Annotated in this window: 14 protein-coding genes and 1 tRNA gene; 8 read left to right on the top strand and 7 right to left on the bottom strand. The window is 38.3% G+C overall.

All coding sequences use genetic code 11. The annotated features are described in order from the left end of the window. Positions 1-28: 28 nt before the first annotated feature. The 4 genes from PLEUR7319_RS34930 to PLEUR7319_RS38010 all read right to left on the bottom strand — a co-directional run bounded on the left by PLEUR7319_RS34930 (position 29) and on the right by PLEUR7319_RS38010 (position 5,230). A complete protein-coding gene (locus tag PLEUR7319_RS34930) occupies positions 29-292 on the bottom strand; it encodes a DUF1830 domain-containing protein (RefSeq protein WP_019505265.1) in 264 nt (87 codons plus the stop codon). A 136-nt stretch (positions 293-428) separates the two neighbouring features. Continuing rightward, positions 429-857, bottom strand: coding sequence for a response regulator (locus PLEUR7319_RS0110940; RefSeq protein WP_237743554.1), 429 nt, complete (start codon positions 855-857; stop codon positions 429-431). Between the two features lie 121 nt (positions 858-978). Further along, positions 979-1,353 (bottom strand): response regulator, encoded by a 375-nt coding sequence (locus PLEUR7319_RS0110935; RefSeq protein ID WP_026102444.1) that lies wholly within the window; start codon positions 1,351-1,353, stop codon positions 979-981. A gap of 244 nt (positions 1,354-1,597) precedes the next feature. Further along, the gene (locus tag PLEUR7319_RS38010) at positions 1,598-5,230 is read right to left on the bottom strand and encodes a PAS domain S-box protein (protein WP_019505262.1); all 3,633 of its coding nucleotides are present in this window, start codon (positions 5,228-5,230) and stop codon (positions 1,598-1,600) included. 229 nt (positions 5,231-5,459) lie between these two features. On the opposite strand from PLEUR7319_RS38010, the gene PLEUR7319_RS0110925 reads away from it, so the two are divergent. Together PLEUR7319_RS0110925 and PLEUR7319_RS0110920 are read left to right on the top strand one after the other, a co-directional pair. Then, the gene (locus tag PLEUR7319_RS0110925; RefSeq protein ID WP_019505261.1) at positions 5,460-5,639 is read left to right on the top strand and encodes a DUF2949 domain-containing protein; all 180 of its coding nucleotides are present in this window, start codon (positions 5,460-5,462) and stop codon (positions 5,637-5,639) included. 11 nt (positions 5,640-5,650) lie between these two features. Next, the gene (locus PLEUR7319_RS0110920) at positions 5,651-6,049 is read left to right on the top strand and encodes a hypothetical protein (protein WP_019505260.1); all 399 of its coding nucleotides are present in this window, start codon (positions 5,651-5,653) and stop codon (positions 6,047-6,049) included. Positions 6,050-6,054: 5 nt separating this feature from the next. On the opposite strand, the gene PLEUR7319_RS0110915 is transcribed toward PLEUR7319_RS0110920, so the two are convergent. Next, positions 6,055-7,899: a response regulator gene (locus tag PLEUR7319_RS0110915; RefSeq protein WP_019505259.1), complete on the bottom strand. Its 1,845-nt coding sequence runs from the start codon at positions 7,897-7,899 to the stop codon at positions 6,055-6,057. Between the two features lie 132 nt (positions 7,900-8,031). Here PLEUR7319_RS0110915 and PLEUR7319_RS38005 point away from each other — a divergent pair, with 132 nt between their 5' ends. Then, on the top strand, positions 8,032-8,406 hold the full coding sequence (locus PLEUR7319_RS38005; protein WP_019505258.1) for a YgiW/YdeI family stress tolerance OB fold protein: 375 nt from the start codon (positions 8,032-8,034) through the stop codon (positions 8,404-8,406). A 95-nt stretch (positions 8,407-8,501) separates the two neighbouring features. On the opposite strand, the gene PLEUR7319_RS0110905 is transcribed toward PLEUR7319_RS38005, so the two are convergent. Then, positions 8,502-8,954 carry an SPOR domain-containing protein gene (locus PLEUR7319_RS0110905; RefSeq protein ID WP_144054286.1) on the bottom strand — a complete coding sequence of 151 codons (453 nt, stop codon included), beginning with the start codon at positions 8,952-8,954 and terminating at the stop codon, positions 8,502-8,504. A 290-nt stretch (positions 8,955-9,244) separates the two neighbouring features. Between PLEUR7319_RS0110905 and mnmA the strand changes: the two genes are divergently transcribed. The 3 genes from mnmA to galE all read left to right on the top strand — a co-directional run bounded on the left by mnmA (position 9,245) and on the right by galE (position 11,875). After that, complete coding sequence (gene mnmA, locus PLEUR7319_RS0110900; protein ID WP_019505256.1) at positions 9,245-10,300, top strand: tRNA 2-thiouridine(34) synthase MnmA; 1,056 nt, start codon at positions 9,245-9,247, stop codon at positions 10,298-10,300. Between the two features lie 66 nt (positions 10,301-10,366). Continuing rightward, a complete protein-coding gene (locus tag PLEUR7319_RS0110895; RefSeq protein ID WP_019505255.1) occupies positions 10,367-10,795 on the top strand; it encodes a hypothetical protein in 429 nt (142 codons plus the stop codon). 96 nt (positions 10,796-10,891) lie between these two features. Then, positions 10,892-11,875: a UDP-glucose 4-epimerase GalE gene (galE, locus tag PLEUR7319_RS0110890; protein WP_019505254.1), complete on the top strand. Its 984-nt coding sequence runs from the start codon at positions 10,892-10,894 to the stop codon at positions 11,873-11,875. Positions 11,876-11,927: 52 nt separating this feature from the next. Here the strand turns inward: galE and PLEUR7319_RS0110885 are convergent, their stop codons facing one another. Further along, the gene (locus PLEUR7319_RS0110885; protein WP_019505253.1) at positions 11,928-12,617 is read right to left on the bottom strand and encodes a DNA-binding response regulator; all 690 of its coding nucleotides are present in this window, start codon (positions 12,615-12,617) and stop codon (positions 11,928-11,930) included. Positions 12,618-12,805: 188 nt separating this feature from the next. Between PLEUR7319_RS0110885 and PLEUR7319_RS0110880 the strand changes: the two genes are divergently transcribed. Continuing rightward, a tRNA-Met gene (locus PLEUR7319_RS0110880) sits at positions 12,806-12,879 on the top strand. Positions 12,880-13,033: 154 nt separating this feature from the next. Continuing rightward, positions 13,034-14,209, top strand: coding sequence for an Arm DNA-binding domain-containing protein (locus PLEUR7319_RS0110875; RefSeq protein ID WP_019505252.1), 1,176 nt, complete (start codon positions 13,034-13,036; stop codon positions 14,207-14,209). Positions 14,210-14,387 lie beyond the last annotated feature (178 nt).

Genomic DNA, 14,387 nt, shown 5'->3' with positions numbered 1-14,387 from the left:
GGAGCTTATGAAATAAAATTAGCTTGCCCTAGAATTGCGAATTTACTTGTAGATCCTGACAATTTACAAGTCGACTAAAAGAAGTATCACCTTTTCCATTGAGCAAAATTTCTATCTGACTATCAGGTTCAGCTTCAAACATAATTCTTTGCCCAGGAAAGATAATTTTACTGGAATACTCTATATTACTTTTAACAAATTGTATTATTTGTATTTGATTAGAAGAATTGTAATGATAGCAAAGGATATTTGTTTTAGGCTCTGTCGTCAGTGTTTTAGAAATCTGTGGCATAGTTTTTTTGGTTAACTTCACTTCAACCCGATTTCAAGACTAGCCTCAAAACTTGAAGAACTTGTGAGGAAAGCCAAATAATATTTAAGTAGTCATAAAATAAAATCAAGAATTTAGAATCAGTTTCCGCTCTGTGCTAGGAATGCCTATTAATTAGCTCTACTAAATCCAATATATCAAAGGGTTTAGCGATCGCCGCATCCACATCAAAACTGGCATATAATTTGCGATCGCTCGATTGCATTCTTTCTGTGAGAAGAATTAGAGGAATAGTTTTGAGGCGAGAGTTGTCATGAATAATCTGTAACGTATCTAGTCCCGCTACATCTGGCAAGATTGTATCTAACACTAAAACATCTGGCTGATGAATTGCAGCTTGGTTTATGCTTTGAAAACTAATATCTACAGTAATGACTTGCCAACTGGCAATCTCTTCCAAACTGAGTTGCACAATTCTTCCCAAGTCTTGGGTATTGCTCAGCAGCAAGACTTGCTTGGGTTTTGGGAACTTAGATTTATATTTCGGGCGGAGATTTATCGGCTGGACATCTAGTTTAGTGAGCACCGATTGTAAATACATTAGAATTTTTAATACTCTCATCTCTTTGAGCTAGAGTTTAAAGCTAAAATCCAGGGAAGTTGTGAAGAAGAGTAAGAGAAGTTTAGTGAGAAAGAGAAACTAAAATTTACCATGCTAAAAATCCAGCAATTTGACTGGCTAAAGTCAAAGAATCGAAGGGTTTATTAATGACTCCTTTAGCACCTGCAGCATAGAAACGGCGGCGATCGCTTGCTTGAGCTTTGGCAGTTATGAAGATTGTGGGAATTTTTTTGGTTTTGGGGTTTAGCTGAAGTTTTTCCAGGGTTTGTAAACCATCTAGTTCTGGCATCATCACATCTAACAGAATCGCATCTGGTTGTTCAGTTTCGGCAATAGCAATGCCTTCAGCCCCGCTAGAAGCAGTGATTAATTGCCAATCCGATTCTAACTCGATACAGAAACGAGCTAAAGTTTTTATATCTTCCTCATCATCGATAAATAAAATACGTTTGGCACTCATGTTAATCAATTTGGCTGAACAAAATTGAAGTTTTAAAAAATCAAACCAGAATAGACTAGTCAAAAAATAACCAGTCAAAATTGCTGAAACATTTACAAGTAAATCGTTTCGACTTTTGTAACTATAAAATGCTTGTAAATATTACTTTTAAATGTATTTCAGACTATTTAGGTTTTCATTTTCAGATAACTATAATATATTAAAGAACTAATCTTAACCTAATTTGGTTCCTAGAATCTCTAACCTATAGGGGTAAGGTGAAGAAAAACGTACTCCCTTGATCTACAACACTTTCTACCCAAATTTTACCCCCATGTTGTTCAACAATATGACGACAGATAGATAATCCTAGACCTGTTCCGCCTTTTTTGCGAGAGTCAGAAGCGTCTACTTGCTGAAAACGGTTAAATACAGTTTCTTGTTTCTCTCTGGGAATACCTCTTCCTCGATCCTTGACCATAAATAACGCTTGATTCTCCTGTTGTTCGCAACTTATCCAGACTGTACTATTGTTGGGAGAAAATTTAATGGCGTTACTCAGTAAATTGGTAAGAGTTTGCAGAATGCGATCGCTATCTACCCATAATTCGACAGAGTTGGTATCGGTTTCTATTTTGACCTGCTGTTGTTGAGCCAGGGAGTGCATAGTTTCTATGGCGTACTGAATTAGATCGGCACTATTACATAGTTGTTTTTCTAATTTTTCTCGACCCGACTCCATGCGCTCTAGATCGAGAACATCATTAATTAAACGTACCAAGCGATCAGTATTTCTCAGGGCAATATTGACCATTTCTTTCCCTGAGGTTGAAAGATCGCCCAGGCGCTCGGCACAAAGCAATTTCAAAACCCCGTGAATAGAAGTTAGGGGGGTTCTCATTTCATGACTGGCAACAGAAACAAACTCGCTTTGCATCTGCTGAATTGCTTTCCGCTCCGTAATGTCATCGATCATAGAAAAGAACCCTTGTACCTTACCTTCGGAGTCAAAATCAGGGACATAGATCGCACTAATCCAATAATTACCGCCACGCTCATTTTGATGTAGATTTTCAAAAGTAACTGCTTGCCCCGATAACGCAGTTTTGATATAGGGCAGCATTTGTTGATAATTCTCTTTACCTAGAAGTTCTCGAACATGAAGTCCAATTAAATCTGTTCGAGACTTACCAAACCAAATTTCATAGGTGCGATTATTGTAGCGGTATCGATGTTGATTATCAATGTAAGCAATCAATACTGGTAAAGAATTAGTAATTAGTTGCAACCGATCTTCGCTACGACGCAGAGATATTTCTGCCTGAACGCGATCGCTGATATCCATAATCGTTCCAGAAACTTTAACCACTTTTTCTGAGGAATCAATAGTCGGTTCGCCTCTAGTTTCTAAATATTTAAGTGAGCCATTAGGCATCACCAAACGATAGTTAAATTGCCAGGGTTGTCCCTCAATATGCCCTTGTTTAAGAGTATTTCTGACCAATGAGCGATCGTCAGGATGAATAGAGTCAAAGATTACTGCACAATTAGGAATTGTTCGCTCTTGATTAAGACCCAAGATATTAAATAATTCCTCTGACCAAGTTAGTTTTTGAGTGACAATATTGTATTCCCAACTGCCAATACAAGCTATTTTCTCAGCTTTAGCTAATAATCTTTGCGAAGCCTGAAGTTTTTCTTCAGTCCGTTGACGCTCCGTAATATCTTGGAGCATTACCGTAAATATTAAACCCTCGTGGGTATGTAATTTGGAAATTGAAGCTTCGGCAGGGAACTTCTTACCGTCCTTACGCAGACCATATACATTACTGCTACGCACCGTCATAGAGCGAGCTTGTTCTATCGAGCCGCTAAATTGATCGATGTGCTGTCGATGTATATGACGAAATTCCTTGGGCAATAAAATATCTAAAGACTGTCCCATGATTTCTCTGGCTTGATAACCAAAGATCTTTTCTGCACCCTGATTAAAAAGTAAAATTTTGTACTGTTCGTCAATAGAAATAATTGCTTCATCAGCATATTCTAAAATTCCCGCTAACATTTGCTGATTTTCTCTCAGGGCAGTTTCCGTTTGTTGGCGTTCCGTAATTTCCAACTGTAAGCGCTGATTGGTTACACTGAGTTCGTTAGTACGTTCAGCAACCGCTTCTTCTAAATTATTTAGTAACTGTGCCTGAGATAGAGCTACTCCAATTTGGTCAGCTAACTGTTTCAATAGTTCGATTTCACTATCTTGCCATTGACGGGGATTAGAACATTGATGTGCTACCAGCAAACCTTTGAGTTGGTTTTGACTGAGAATTGGCACGACTAGTTTGGCTTGAATCGCAAATTGTAGTAGTAGCTGTTTGATATCTAGATCAATTGCCGCAGTTTGGAGATCGTTAATGGCTAAAATTTTTCCCTGGCGATACCGCTCTACATATTTTCCCACTAATAAAGGATCGGCAAGTTCGTAACCCAACATGGGAGGGTAATCCCTCAGAATCGCCTCACTAATCGGTACTGCTGTTTGATTAGACCTTAGTTCGACGATCATCACGCGATCGCAAGCTAATAGATGTTGCACCTCGGTAACGGTAGTTTGTAAGATTTCATCTAAGCCGATTAACATCCGAATCTTACGAGTTACTTCTGCTAGTAACTGGGTTTGTCGAAACTGATGTTCTAATTTATTCCGAACCTGACGCTGTTGAGTTACATCAATTCCCGTGGAAATTACAAACTCAACCTTTCCCTGGGCATCAAATAAAGCTGTATTTGACCAAGATATTAAATGACGGCTACCGTTTTTCGCTAACCAGTGATTCTCATAATTGTTAGATAATTGTCCGGCTAATAATCTCTCAAAAATGGCTCTGACAGTTAATTTTTCCTCAGGTACAATCAATAAATCCCAGATTGGTCTACCCGCAACTTCTGCCCAGGAATAGCCAGCAATTTGTTCACAGGTGCGATTAAAACTGACAATTTGCCCCTGGCGATTGAGAACCGTGACTAAAGCACCAACTGTATCTAGGATTGCACCGGTAAAATCACGTTCTTGCTGGAGTTGTATTTCTGTTTGTTTGCGATCGCTAATATCCCTGGCTGCTGCATAGATGACTTGTTCTTCCACATATGAAGAAGCTGTCCATAACAACCAACGATAACTACCATCTTTAGTCCGATAGCGATTTTCAAAGGCAATAGTAGTTTTACCTTGAATTAAACCCTCTACTTCAGCTATAGTTGCGGCCCGATCTTCTGGATGAACAAAGTTAATAAAAGGTTCGGCTTGCAACTCTTCATTCGTAAAACCCAGAATCTGTCTAAAACTGGGGTTTAAACGTTTGAAATAGCCATCAAAACCAGCAAGACAAAGCAGACTAGGAGTAATGTTAAAAAAGCGTTCGAGTTCGTCTTCTACTCGTTGGCAGGGATTAACATTCCCTGTCCCATAAAACTCTAAACAAAAGTTAAATTCATCGGACTCCAAAAGCTTTAGTAGATGCTCTTGCTCCACAACTCCCAGTAATTCTTGGCGATCACTTAATATAGGGACGTAAGCTAAGGAATGCCGTCGCAAAAATGACCAAACTGAGAAGATATCCTGACATTGCAATTCCTCCATAGTTTTGACAGGTTGAGTTACTACCGAACCAATCTTGGTAGTTGAGAAATCGATTTTAGTTGCTACTAACTTTACTAGCTCTTCAGCGGTAAAAAGACCCACTACTTTTCTTTGATCTACAACCAGAGCATACTTTGTGCCAGCACTATCCATCGCAGCGATCGCTACTGACAATACAGTTTTTGGTGTCACGATGACAGGGTTAGGTTCAATTATCTGCTCTAACTTAAGTCGAGCGGGCGATTTCTTAGGCTGCTGCATAGTAACTAGAGTCAAAGAAAGGATCGGGAGTGAGAAGAACGTCAGCTCTGGTCAAAATTCCGAAGTCGAGAATTTTATGTAACTAAAATATAAGATGCTTTTGTTTCTAGCTCTTTTCTCCCCCTACTGTTGTACTTCTTCACAATTTCCTCAGAATATTGAGCTAAATTTTTTTTAATCATCAATTCTAGTGAGATTTTCCCAGTCAGAAGTATCGAGAATACATACCATGATAAAAAGACTAACTGAATTTTGGCGAACAGAGTTAGGAATTTCTACAGCAGCAATTTCTCTGGCAGAAAAAAATCCTCATGCCGAGCTACATACTCTGCCAATTATTCTTTGGCAGTATGGACTGCTGAACTTAGAACAACTAGATCGTACATTTGAGTGGTTGGAAACAGTTTGAGCAAAAATATTATGAAGATTAATATTGACTATATTTACTCCTTTAATAATGCCAGCGTAACACTGCGAGTTATAGATTTTTTGCGCAGACGACAATTACCGTTAAATTCGGTAACAGTTCTTAATACTATTGACCGCTGGATAGTAAAATTCCACTTTAAACATTCCTTACCCAGCCAACTAAGAGAAGATATTAGAGCTTTTTTCTGCGAAATGGGTATTCCTTACCAACCATCAAAACTGATCGCTACAGCTTTGGAAAGATTAGAGGCAGGAGAATCTCCTACTAAGATCATGAACCGCTATCAAGTAGTAGTGGTAGCATACGGTCTACCAGCAAAAGAAGAGATTGAAATCTTCCGAGAGGCAATTGTTGCTCGATTAGGCTACTGTCCTCAGAATATGGCTTAAAGAAGTCAGAAGTCTGAATCAGAAACTGCTAGACCTCCTGACTTTAAAATCCGACTTCTTTGGAGCCGATTAATTATTCTATTTGCTAGTTCTGCCCCCAATATGGGTTTATAAATATAATCGTCTGCACCAACTGCAAAAGCTTGGTGTTGCGTTTTTTGATCGTGATGTACAGTCAGAAATAATACAGGCAATTGTTGCCAGCGGTGATCGCTTCTTAATACTTGACAAATCTCGATGCCATTAACTTCAGGCATTTCAATATCTAGTACGAGTAGATCTGGGTTAAAACTTTCTAAGATCTCCCAAAATTCTTCAGGTTGTTCCAGAGTTTTGATTATAAATCCCCAAGGTTGAAGCGAGATTTTCAATGACAGTAAAATCTGAGGATCGTCATCGACAATCATAATTTTGGTTTCCGAACCCAGATTTTTAACCATTTGGGTAAGAGAGGTGAAAATTTCACTGGTTGCTAAGGAATGCTGTAAGACTAGACTAGCACCACGTCTTACTAACTCTAGACGATCATTAAACTGCGCATTGTTAATGACAACTGCGATCGGCAACAATGGTATTTGTTGATGTATTTCCTCTAAAAATGCCAGATCTTCTCCATCCGGAAAAACAATTTGTAGCAGGATGATGGTCGGAGGATTAGCAGCAATTATCTCCCTAGCGCGCTTAAATCGAGCGGCAGTCTGGATTTTTATCCCCCATTGCTCAGCATCTTTAATCAACCTCTTAGTCAAAGATAAATTTTCGGAGATAATTTCACGCTCAATCAATAACAATGAGATAGTTTTACCTAGTGAATTAATGGCATGGTCAACAAAAGGTTGATGTTGTATTTCAATTTGCAACGAATTGACGAGACGAATCAACTGTTGTTCTTGAATTTGATCGGTAAGATCGTTAGCTAATAAGTTTTCTATTTCTTTAGCTATGATTGATCCCTGGGGAAAGCCAAAGCCACCTAAAGAACCAGCCAGTTTATGGGCAGCACTTTTCGCGCTGTCATGAATTTCTCGGTTTACTTGATTTTGAGATATTGCGCCAGTTAGTTGTTCCAGAACTGTTATTCTTTCCTGGGTTACATTTTTAAATGTTGCCCAAGCTGCCTTGATTCTCTCGGAAATATCGGATTGGTTAGACTTTACTGAGTGAGACTCTGTTTTCTCAATGGCTTTGAGTCGATAACCGACACCATATACAGTTTGAATGGTATCTTTGGTCATACCGGCAGCTTTCAACTTTTGACGTAATCCCTTGATATGAGTTCTTACTGCTTCTTCTCCTGGTGGGTCTTCTCCTGCCCAGAGATTGTTAATAATTGCTCCAGGACTGAATACCTGTTGTGGATGACGTATAAATAACTCAATCAGACCATATTCTTTGGGAGTTAGGGGCAGTAATTGGTCTTGGTGACTGACTTCGTGCGTTTTGGGATTGAGGCTGAGATTTTGCCATTTTAAAATTGATGAAGCAACGTGAATATCTCTTCGCAGTAGAGCGCGAATTCTTGCTGTCAGCTCTTCAAAATCGAAGGGTTTGACTACATAGTCATCTGCCCCGGCGTCTAACCCCATAACCTTATCATTAGCGCGATCGCGAGCTGTTAGTAGTAAAATAGGCATTTTGTACCCTTTAGTCCTAATTCTCTGACAAAGACTTACACCTTCAACGTCGGGTAACATCCAGTCCAGAACTACTAGGTCATAATTAAAGAGCAAAATAAACTCCCAACCCATTTCTCCGTCATTAGCAATATCTACTGCATAGTGCTGTTTGATCAGGTTATCAGCTAAAACCTCCATTAATGATTCATCATCGTCTATCAATAAAATTCTCATCTGATATGATTAGACATTTTTTAGGATTTCTTACTCACTATGTTATTGCTATTTAAGAAGTTCATCCCAACCACCCCCAATTCTCCAACCGGTTACAATTAACCTGTTAAGATAGTGGATTTGAGGAGAAATATGCCAAAAATTAATACAGTTTTAACTTTAATAGCTCTTAACTTTATAGTGTGTGCTAATGCTGTAAGTCAAACAAATACTACTACTGTTTCATCTATTTTAGATAATCCTGTTGATGGACAAAAAGTTATCCTTCGGGGCAAAATTATTGGACATCAACAAAATGAAACAGACTATACGTTTACTGACAACACGAATGAGATTACGATTGAACTTGAAGATGACAATTATCCCTTCAATTCTAATACGACCGTTGAAATCTCGGGAATAGTTGATTTTGAATCTGAGCATCCAGATGAAGCAGTAAAAGATCCAACTCCAGAGAAAATCCAAATTCGTGTTGATCAGCTTCAAGTCGTCAATTCAAACGAGTAGGAATCTTGAACTAACTTAAGAAGTTACTTGGCCAACTTGTGTTTGAAGACATTCTCATTTAGGAGACTTCAACAACTATCTTGCTAGAAACTGACTTATTCAGGAGTGATTCTAGCCCAATACCCAGCAACAGCAAGTTTACGAACTAAATCTTCAGCATTGTCCTGTTCACTAAAAATTCCTACCTGGATAATATGACCTTTGATAAATGCTCTTGGTTCGATAGCTCTGACTTGTCGTAAAAGTTCTTCGTCGCTGCCATAGACTTCTACTTTGTAGCCGCTAATTGTGCTGGATTGAGCTGTATCGATGAGAGTACTACTGTTAGCAGGTGCTTTAAACGTATATTCTCGTTTATTGGAGTTTTGATTAGAGTCTGGATGGTTCTTGCTCAGATAAAAAGAGGATACTGAATTAGATTGATAAGAATCGTGTTGATATCGCTCCATATGGTTGAAAATTTGGGCATTGGCTGTTGTGGAAGTGGCTACAACCATTAACTGGCTAACTAAAATAAATAAGTAATAATGAGACGAAATCTTACTCATAATTCAAGATTAAAGAAAAACTATAGGAGAAAATTGAAGTAATTAAGTAAATAGACCACTACAAAATAATTAATTTTATTATCTTATAAATTGTCGTCGTTATTAGCTTATGTCTGGCTCGATCTGATGATTAATCAGACTGCTACTCAAATTAAGATAATGAGTGGTATGGAATGTCATTAATATTATCCAGATCAACACCAAATTTAGTTGTCATAAGATATAGGACTAATCTACTATTGAAAAATACCCCTAATATTTATAGAAGTTAACATTAGTCAACTAGTTCCATGAATAAGGTCGTTGTCGGCTTATCTGGTGGCGTTGACAGCTCAGTTGCTGCTGCCACTCTACACCATCAAGGTTACGAAGTAATTGGTCTTACCCTCTGGTTAATGAAGGGTAAGGGGCAATGCTGCTCAGACGGGATGGTGGATGCAGCTCGTCTTTGTGAAGAATTAAACATTCCCCATCATATTGTTGATAGCCGAGATGTCTTCCAAGAAAATATTGTTGACTATTTAGTTAATGGTTATGAAGCTGGTATTACTCCTCTACCATGTTCTCAATGTAATCGCGCAGTCAAATTTTCTCCGATGTTGGACTATGCTCGAAAAGAGTTGAGTACGGATAAAATTGCCACTGGTCATTATGCTCGAATTCGTTACGATCAAGTTGGCGATCGCTATCAACTATTAAAAGCAGTAGATCGCCACAAAGATCAGTCTTATTTTCTCTATGATCTGACTCAAGAATTACTGGCAGGCTCAATTTTTCCTTTAGGGAATCAAACTAAAGAAGAAACTCGGCGAGTTGCCAGTGAATTTGGTCTATCGACCGCAGATAAACCTGAAAGTCAAGATCTATGTTTAATTGAAGCTCATGGCTCGATGCAAACCTTTTTAGACCGTTATATCGACCAAAAAGAGGGAGATATCGTTGATATGGCGGGGAATATCCTAGGTAAACATACAGGAATTCACCATTACACCATTGGACAAAGAAGAGGATTGGGGATTGCTGCCTCGCACCCCCTATATGTAGTCAAATTAGATGCGGTAATGAATCGTGTCATAGTGGGCGATCGCCATGCTGGTGGACGGTTGTCATGTACTGTATCTCGAATGAACTGGGTTTCTATTGCTGAACCTTCATCGCCGATCCAGGCTGAAGTAAAAATTCGCTATCGTTCTCAACCTGTCTCGGCACAGATAATTCCCCTGGGTAACTCCCGGAGCAAAATTATGTTTGATGAGCATCAATTTGGAGTCACTCCTGGTCAAGCAGCAGTTTTATATAACGGCGAAATGGTTCTTGGTGGTGGAATAATTGAAGTTGATAGCTAATAGTTAATAGCTAATAGCAATATTTTTTCAGACGATCTTTGACGTACATTAAGAGCAAGAGGAAGAATGGCAAGAGGATTATTGTGGCTACCATTATTAATAGCCTTTATTTGGTTGGCGTGGAGTGGTTGGAATGAATATCACAAACTTGAAGCTTATAAAATATGGGCGGAAGATTTTGATAATGCCAAGTTTGATATCTATGCTGTGTTGGGCAAAAAAGAGCGAGAAATCACTTGGGGTAAACCTAGTCGTAAGGGCATGATCAATTTAGAAAGTTTTTCTCTAGACAACGTCAAAGAAATTAACTTATTAGTAAGCGATCGCCCGGTGGAGTTGGATCATCTTCCTCGCAAAGGTAAAGTGGCCCTGGAATTTAACTTGAGTGAGCCAGAAAAATCATTACAAATACCTTTTACAGATATTTCTTTAGCAGCTAAGTGGTTTAGTTATCTACAGCGAGAATGGAAAAAGACTTCAACCTCAGTAAATTGATCTGAGCAATCATAATTGCTGGCTGATAAAGAACATATTTAAATCAAATTTACTGGTATATTAGCTTCAAAATAGAAGAGGCATAATTTTCCAAATATGACAATTTTGGTAACTGGAGGAGCAGGATATATAGGATCTCACTCCGTTCTGGCATTACAACAAGCAGGATATGAAGTTATCATTCTCGATAATCTGGTATACGGTCATCAAGACATAGTAGAAAAAGTATTAAAAACTAAATTGATTGTTGGAGATACGAGCGATCGCTCTTTATTACAACAGATATTTAACAATCATCAAATCGATGCAGTGATGCACTTTGCTGCCTATGCTTATGTAGGAGAATCAGTTACCCAACCTGCTAAGTACTATCAAAACAATGTTGTTGGTACATTAACTCTGTTAGAAGCAATGGTAGAAGCGGATATCAATAAGTTTGTTTTCTCATCCACCTGTGCCACCTATGGAGTTCCCGAAACAGTTCCCATTATAGAAGAGCAACCCCAAAACCCCATTAATCCTTACGGTAAAACCAAATTAATGGTAGAGCAAATTTTACAAGACTTTGATCTGGCTTATAATTTTCGTTCGGTATGTCTGCGTTATTTTAATGCTGCTGGGGCTGATCCCGAAGGAATGCTGGGGGAAGATCACACACCAGAAACGCATTTAATACCATTAGTACTACAAACTGCTTTAGGTCATCGTGAATCAATTTCCATATATGGCATTGATTATGATACGACCGATGGTAGCTGTATCAGAGACTATATCCACGTAACAGATCTGGCTCAGGCTCATATACTAGCCTTGAAATACCTGTTAAATGGTGGGAGTTCAGATATGTTTAACTTGGGTAATGGCAATGGTTTTTCCGTTAAACAGGTAATTGAAACAGCTCGTCAAGTAACACAAAAAGAGATTAAGGCTACTGAATGCGATCGCCGTGCAGGAGATCCACCAATTTTAGTTGGTAGTGGAGAAAAGGCAAAGCAAATTTTAGGATGGAAACCACAATATCCGGGCTTAGAAGATATTATTACTCATGCTTGGCAATGGCATCAAAAACGTCATCCATAACTACTACTTCCCTCAATCCGATTGGTGAAGAAGTTGAATTTTGTACAGTTAATTATTGAAGTAAATTATGTTCCAAGGCAAATCGAGTTAACTCTATACGATTATTACTTTCAGATTTACGTAATAAACTGCTGACATATTTTTCAATAGTGCGGTGAGACAAGTGTAGTCTCTGACCGATTTCAATGTTAGAGTGACCATTCATCAACAGATGGAGAACCTCTTGTTCTCTTGGAGTTAGCTCTAATTTTTCTTGGAGTTCTAAAGTGTCAAATTGAGTTTTGGCTTTTTGGCTATCAGTTGACAAGTCTGAATGAGTTTCTACATCGTAGCTATGACGACGAGAAAATCGTAATTCAGAGTGAACAATTTGCGATCTCTCTAATAAGTTACGAATTACGGCTCCTAATTCTTCCATTTCAAATGGTTTGGGTAAGTAAACATCACATCCAACCTGATAACCACGAATACGGTTTGGAGTTCCTCTACATTCGGTTAACAGAACTACTGGTAACAAACGATATTGGGGCAGTTGACGAATATTTTTTACTAACTCATAACCATCCTTTTCTGGCATTTTAATATCAGAAATTAAGAGATGAGGATGATACTTGTCTAACATCGATAGGGCCTTGATGCCATTTTCTGCTGTAATGACTGAATACCCAGACAATTCTAAATAATCGCTAACAGACAAGCGAATTCCTGGGTCATCTTCAGCAATTAGGATTAATAGAGGCATTGGCTTTAGTAGGCTACACTCGTCTATTCACTATTAATATTGTATATTAATGTTTTCTTTATATTTTTAATATTTGTTCAGATCGTCATCAAATAACTCAATCTTGATGCCAACCTACACTCCAGTTAATTAAAAATTTATCTTTTAAAAAGATATAGTTTATTGTAAAATAGAGGGGTTACAAAAAAGGCTCGGTGGCTCAGTTGGTTAGAGCGGGGGACTCATAAGCCCTAGGTCGTCGGTTCAAGTCCGACCCGAGCCATAACCATTTCAAGGCATACAAGCTTTAATTGCGTTACTCCTACGTTTTTTATTGGGTAATTTTAGAGTAGTTTAGATTGAAAATTGGGGTAAGTTTGGGGTAAATTCTAATTAGAGCATGAGTGTTTCCCCAACAAAAAATATAGATCTACTCGATGTACGCCAAAAGCTCAAAAAGCAAAGCCCCCAAAGGTTCTGTCCGCATTAAAGTTTCCAATAGTCGATTACAGCTTGTCTTCTCATATAGTGGTAAGCGTCACTACCTTTCACTAGGCTTACCAGATAGTAAGCTAAACCGCAAAGCAGCAGAGGCTAAGGCTAAGGTTATTGAGGCTGATATCGCTTACGAGCGGTTTGACCCTTCCTTAGCAAAATATAGACCCCAAACTGCGATCGATACTCTTACCCCAATATCTACCCCAAAAGTTTCATTTTCATTTACGGATCTTTGGGAAAAATATACCAAATATAAAGCTCCTCAAGTTTCAGCTAGTACCCTCACTAGAGATTATGGCAAGATTGCCAAGCGACTGAAGCTTATGCCCAAAAATATAGAAGATGGGATAAGTGCTAGAGATTGGTTACTAAGTAAATATAGTAGTGAAGTTGCACGCCGTACTTTAGTTCAACTTAATGCTTGTTTTAAATGGGGAGTCAAGTCAGGCTTAATTGATGAAAATTTTTTTGAAGGAATGGCTGGGGACATAAAAAAAACTGTTAGAGATAGTAGTAGAGAGCCATTTAGTTCTGGAGAGAGAGACGCGATCATAGCAGCTTTAGAAAACAATACATATTCCTCAAAATATTCTCCTTTCTCTCATTCTTACTATGCTCCCTATGTCAATTTTCTTTTTATGACTGGGTGCCGACCTGAAGAAGCAGTTGCACTTCAATGGAAACATATCACCATTGACTGTAGCAAGATTCACTTTATAGAAGCAATTCCCTGTGACACTGGAATTAGAGGAGCGACTAAAAACAAAAAAACTAGAATTTTTCCTTGTAATCCAAAACTTCAGAGTTTCTTACTAAGCATCAAGCCTGAGAAGTTATTATCAGATTTGTTAGTTTTCCCCAGCCCAAGAGGGCGGATTTTGGACACGCACAATTTTTCAAATCGTATTTGGAAACCTGTGATTAAGGCACTAGTTAAAGAGCGAAAGCTAGAGAAATATTTGCCTCAATACAATACTCGGCATACTTTTATTACATTAGCTTTAGAACATGGTCTTGATGCTAAGGATGTTGCTCGCCTAGTAGGCAACTCACCAGAAATTATCTATCGCCATTATGCAGGAACTAAGCGGGAGTTATTCGTTCCTGAATTTTAATTTAGATAAAAATTGATAGGTATAAAATAGTAAAGATTGAGAAGTTTTTAAAAGCTGGAATTCGACCTATTATCATCTCCCCACTACCCCAAAGTGAGCAAATAATTCTTGAATAGCTATCTACAATTAGTTTTTAGTTGTTATCAATAACTTTATCTACCAATTTTCTACCAATAAT

Source organism: Pleurocapsa sp. PCC 7319 (assembly GCF_000332195.1).
Lineage (GTDB): Bacteria > Cyanobacteriota > Cyanobacteriia > Cyanobacteriales > Xenococcaceae > Waterburya.
Note: the sequence above shows the minus strand (reverse complement) of the source record. Positions and strands in the feature narration are given on the sequence as shown.

Bases quoted from the DNA above. Each gene is read 5' to 3' on its own strand.
- PLEUR7319_RS0110895 (WP_019505255.1), top strand. From the start codon at position 10,367: ATGGCAAGAGGATTATTGTGGCTACCATTATTAATAGCCTTTATTTGG.
- PLEUR7319_RS38005 (WP_019505258.1), top strand. From the start codon at position 8,032: ATGCCAAAAATTAATACAGTTTTAACTTTAATAGCTCTTAACTTTATA.
- PLEUR7319_RS0110935 (WP_026102444.1), bottom strand. From the start codon at position 1,353: ATGAGTGCCAAACGTATTTTATTTATCGATGATGAGGAAGATATAAAA.
- PLEUR7319_RS38010 (WP_019505262.1), bottom strand. From the start codon at position 5,230: ATGCAGCAGCCTAAGAAATCGCCCGCTCGACTTAAGTTAGAGCAGATA.
- PLEUR7319_RS0110875 (WP_019505252.1), top strand. From the start codon at position 13,034: ATGTACGCCAAAAGCTCAAAAAGCAAAGCCCCCAAAGGTTCTGTCCGC.
- PLEUR7319_RS0110915 (WP_019505259.1), bottom strand. From the start codon at position 7,899: ATGAGAATTTTATTGATAGACGATGATGAATCATTAATGGAGGTTTTA.
- PLEUR7319_RS0110905 (WP_144054286.1), bottom strand. From the start codon at position 8,954: ATGAGTAAGATTTCGTCTCATTATTACTTATTTATTTTAGTTAGCCAG.
- PLEUR7319_RS0110885 (WP_019505253.1), bottom strand. From the start codon at position 12,617: ATGCCTCTATTAATCCTAATTGCTGAAGATGACCCAGGAATTCGCTTG.
- PLEUR7319_RS0110925 (WP_019505261.1), top strand. From the start codon at position 5,460: ATGATAAAAAGACTAACTGAATTTTGGCGAACAGAGTTAGGAATTTCT.
- PLEUR7319_RS0110920 (WP_019505260.1), top strand. From the start codon at position 5,651: ATGAAGATTAATATTGACTATATTTACTCCTTTAATAATGCCAGCGTA.
- mnmA (WP_019505256.1), top strand. From the start codon at position 9,245: ATGAATAAGGTCGTTGTCGGCTTATCTGGTGGCGTTGACAGCTCAGTT.
- galE (WP_019505254.1), top strand. From the start codon at position 10,892: ATGACAATTTTGGTAACTGGAGGAGCAGGATATATAGGATCTCACTCC.
- PLEUR7319_RS34930 (WP_019505265.1), bottom strand. From the start codon at position 292: ATGCCACAGATTTCTAAAACACTGACGACAGAGCCTAAAACAAATATC.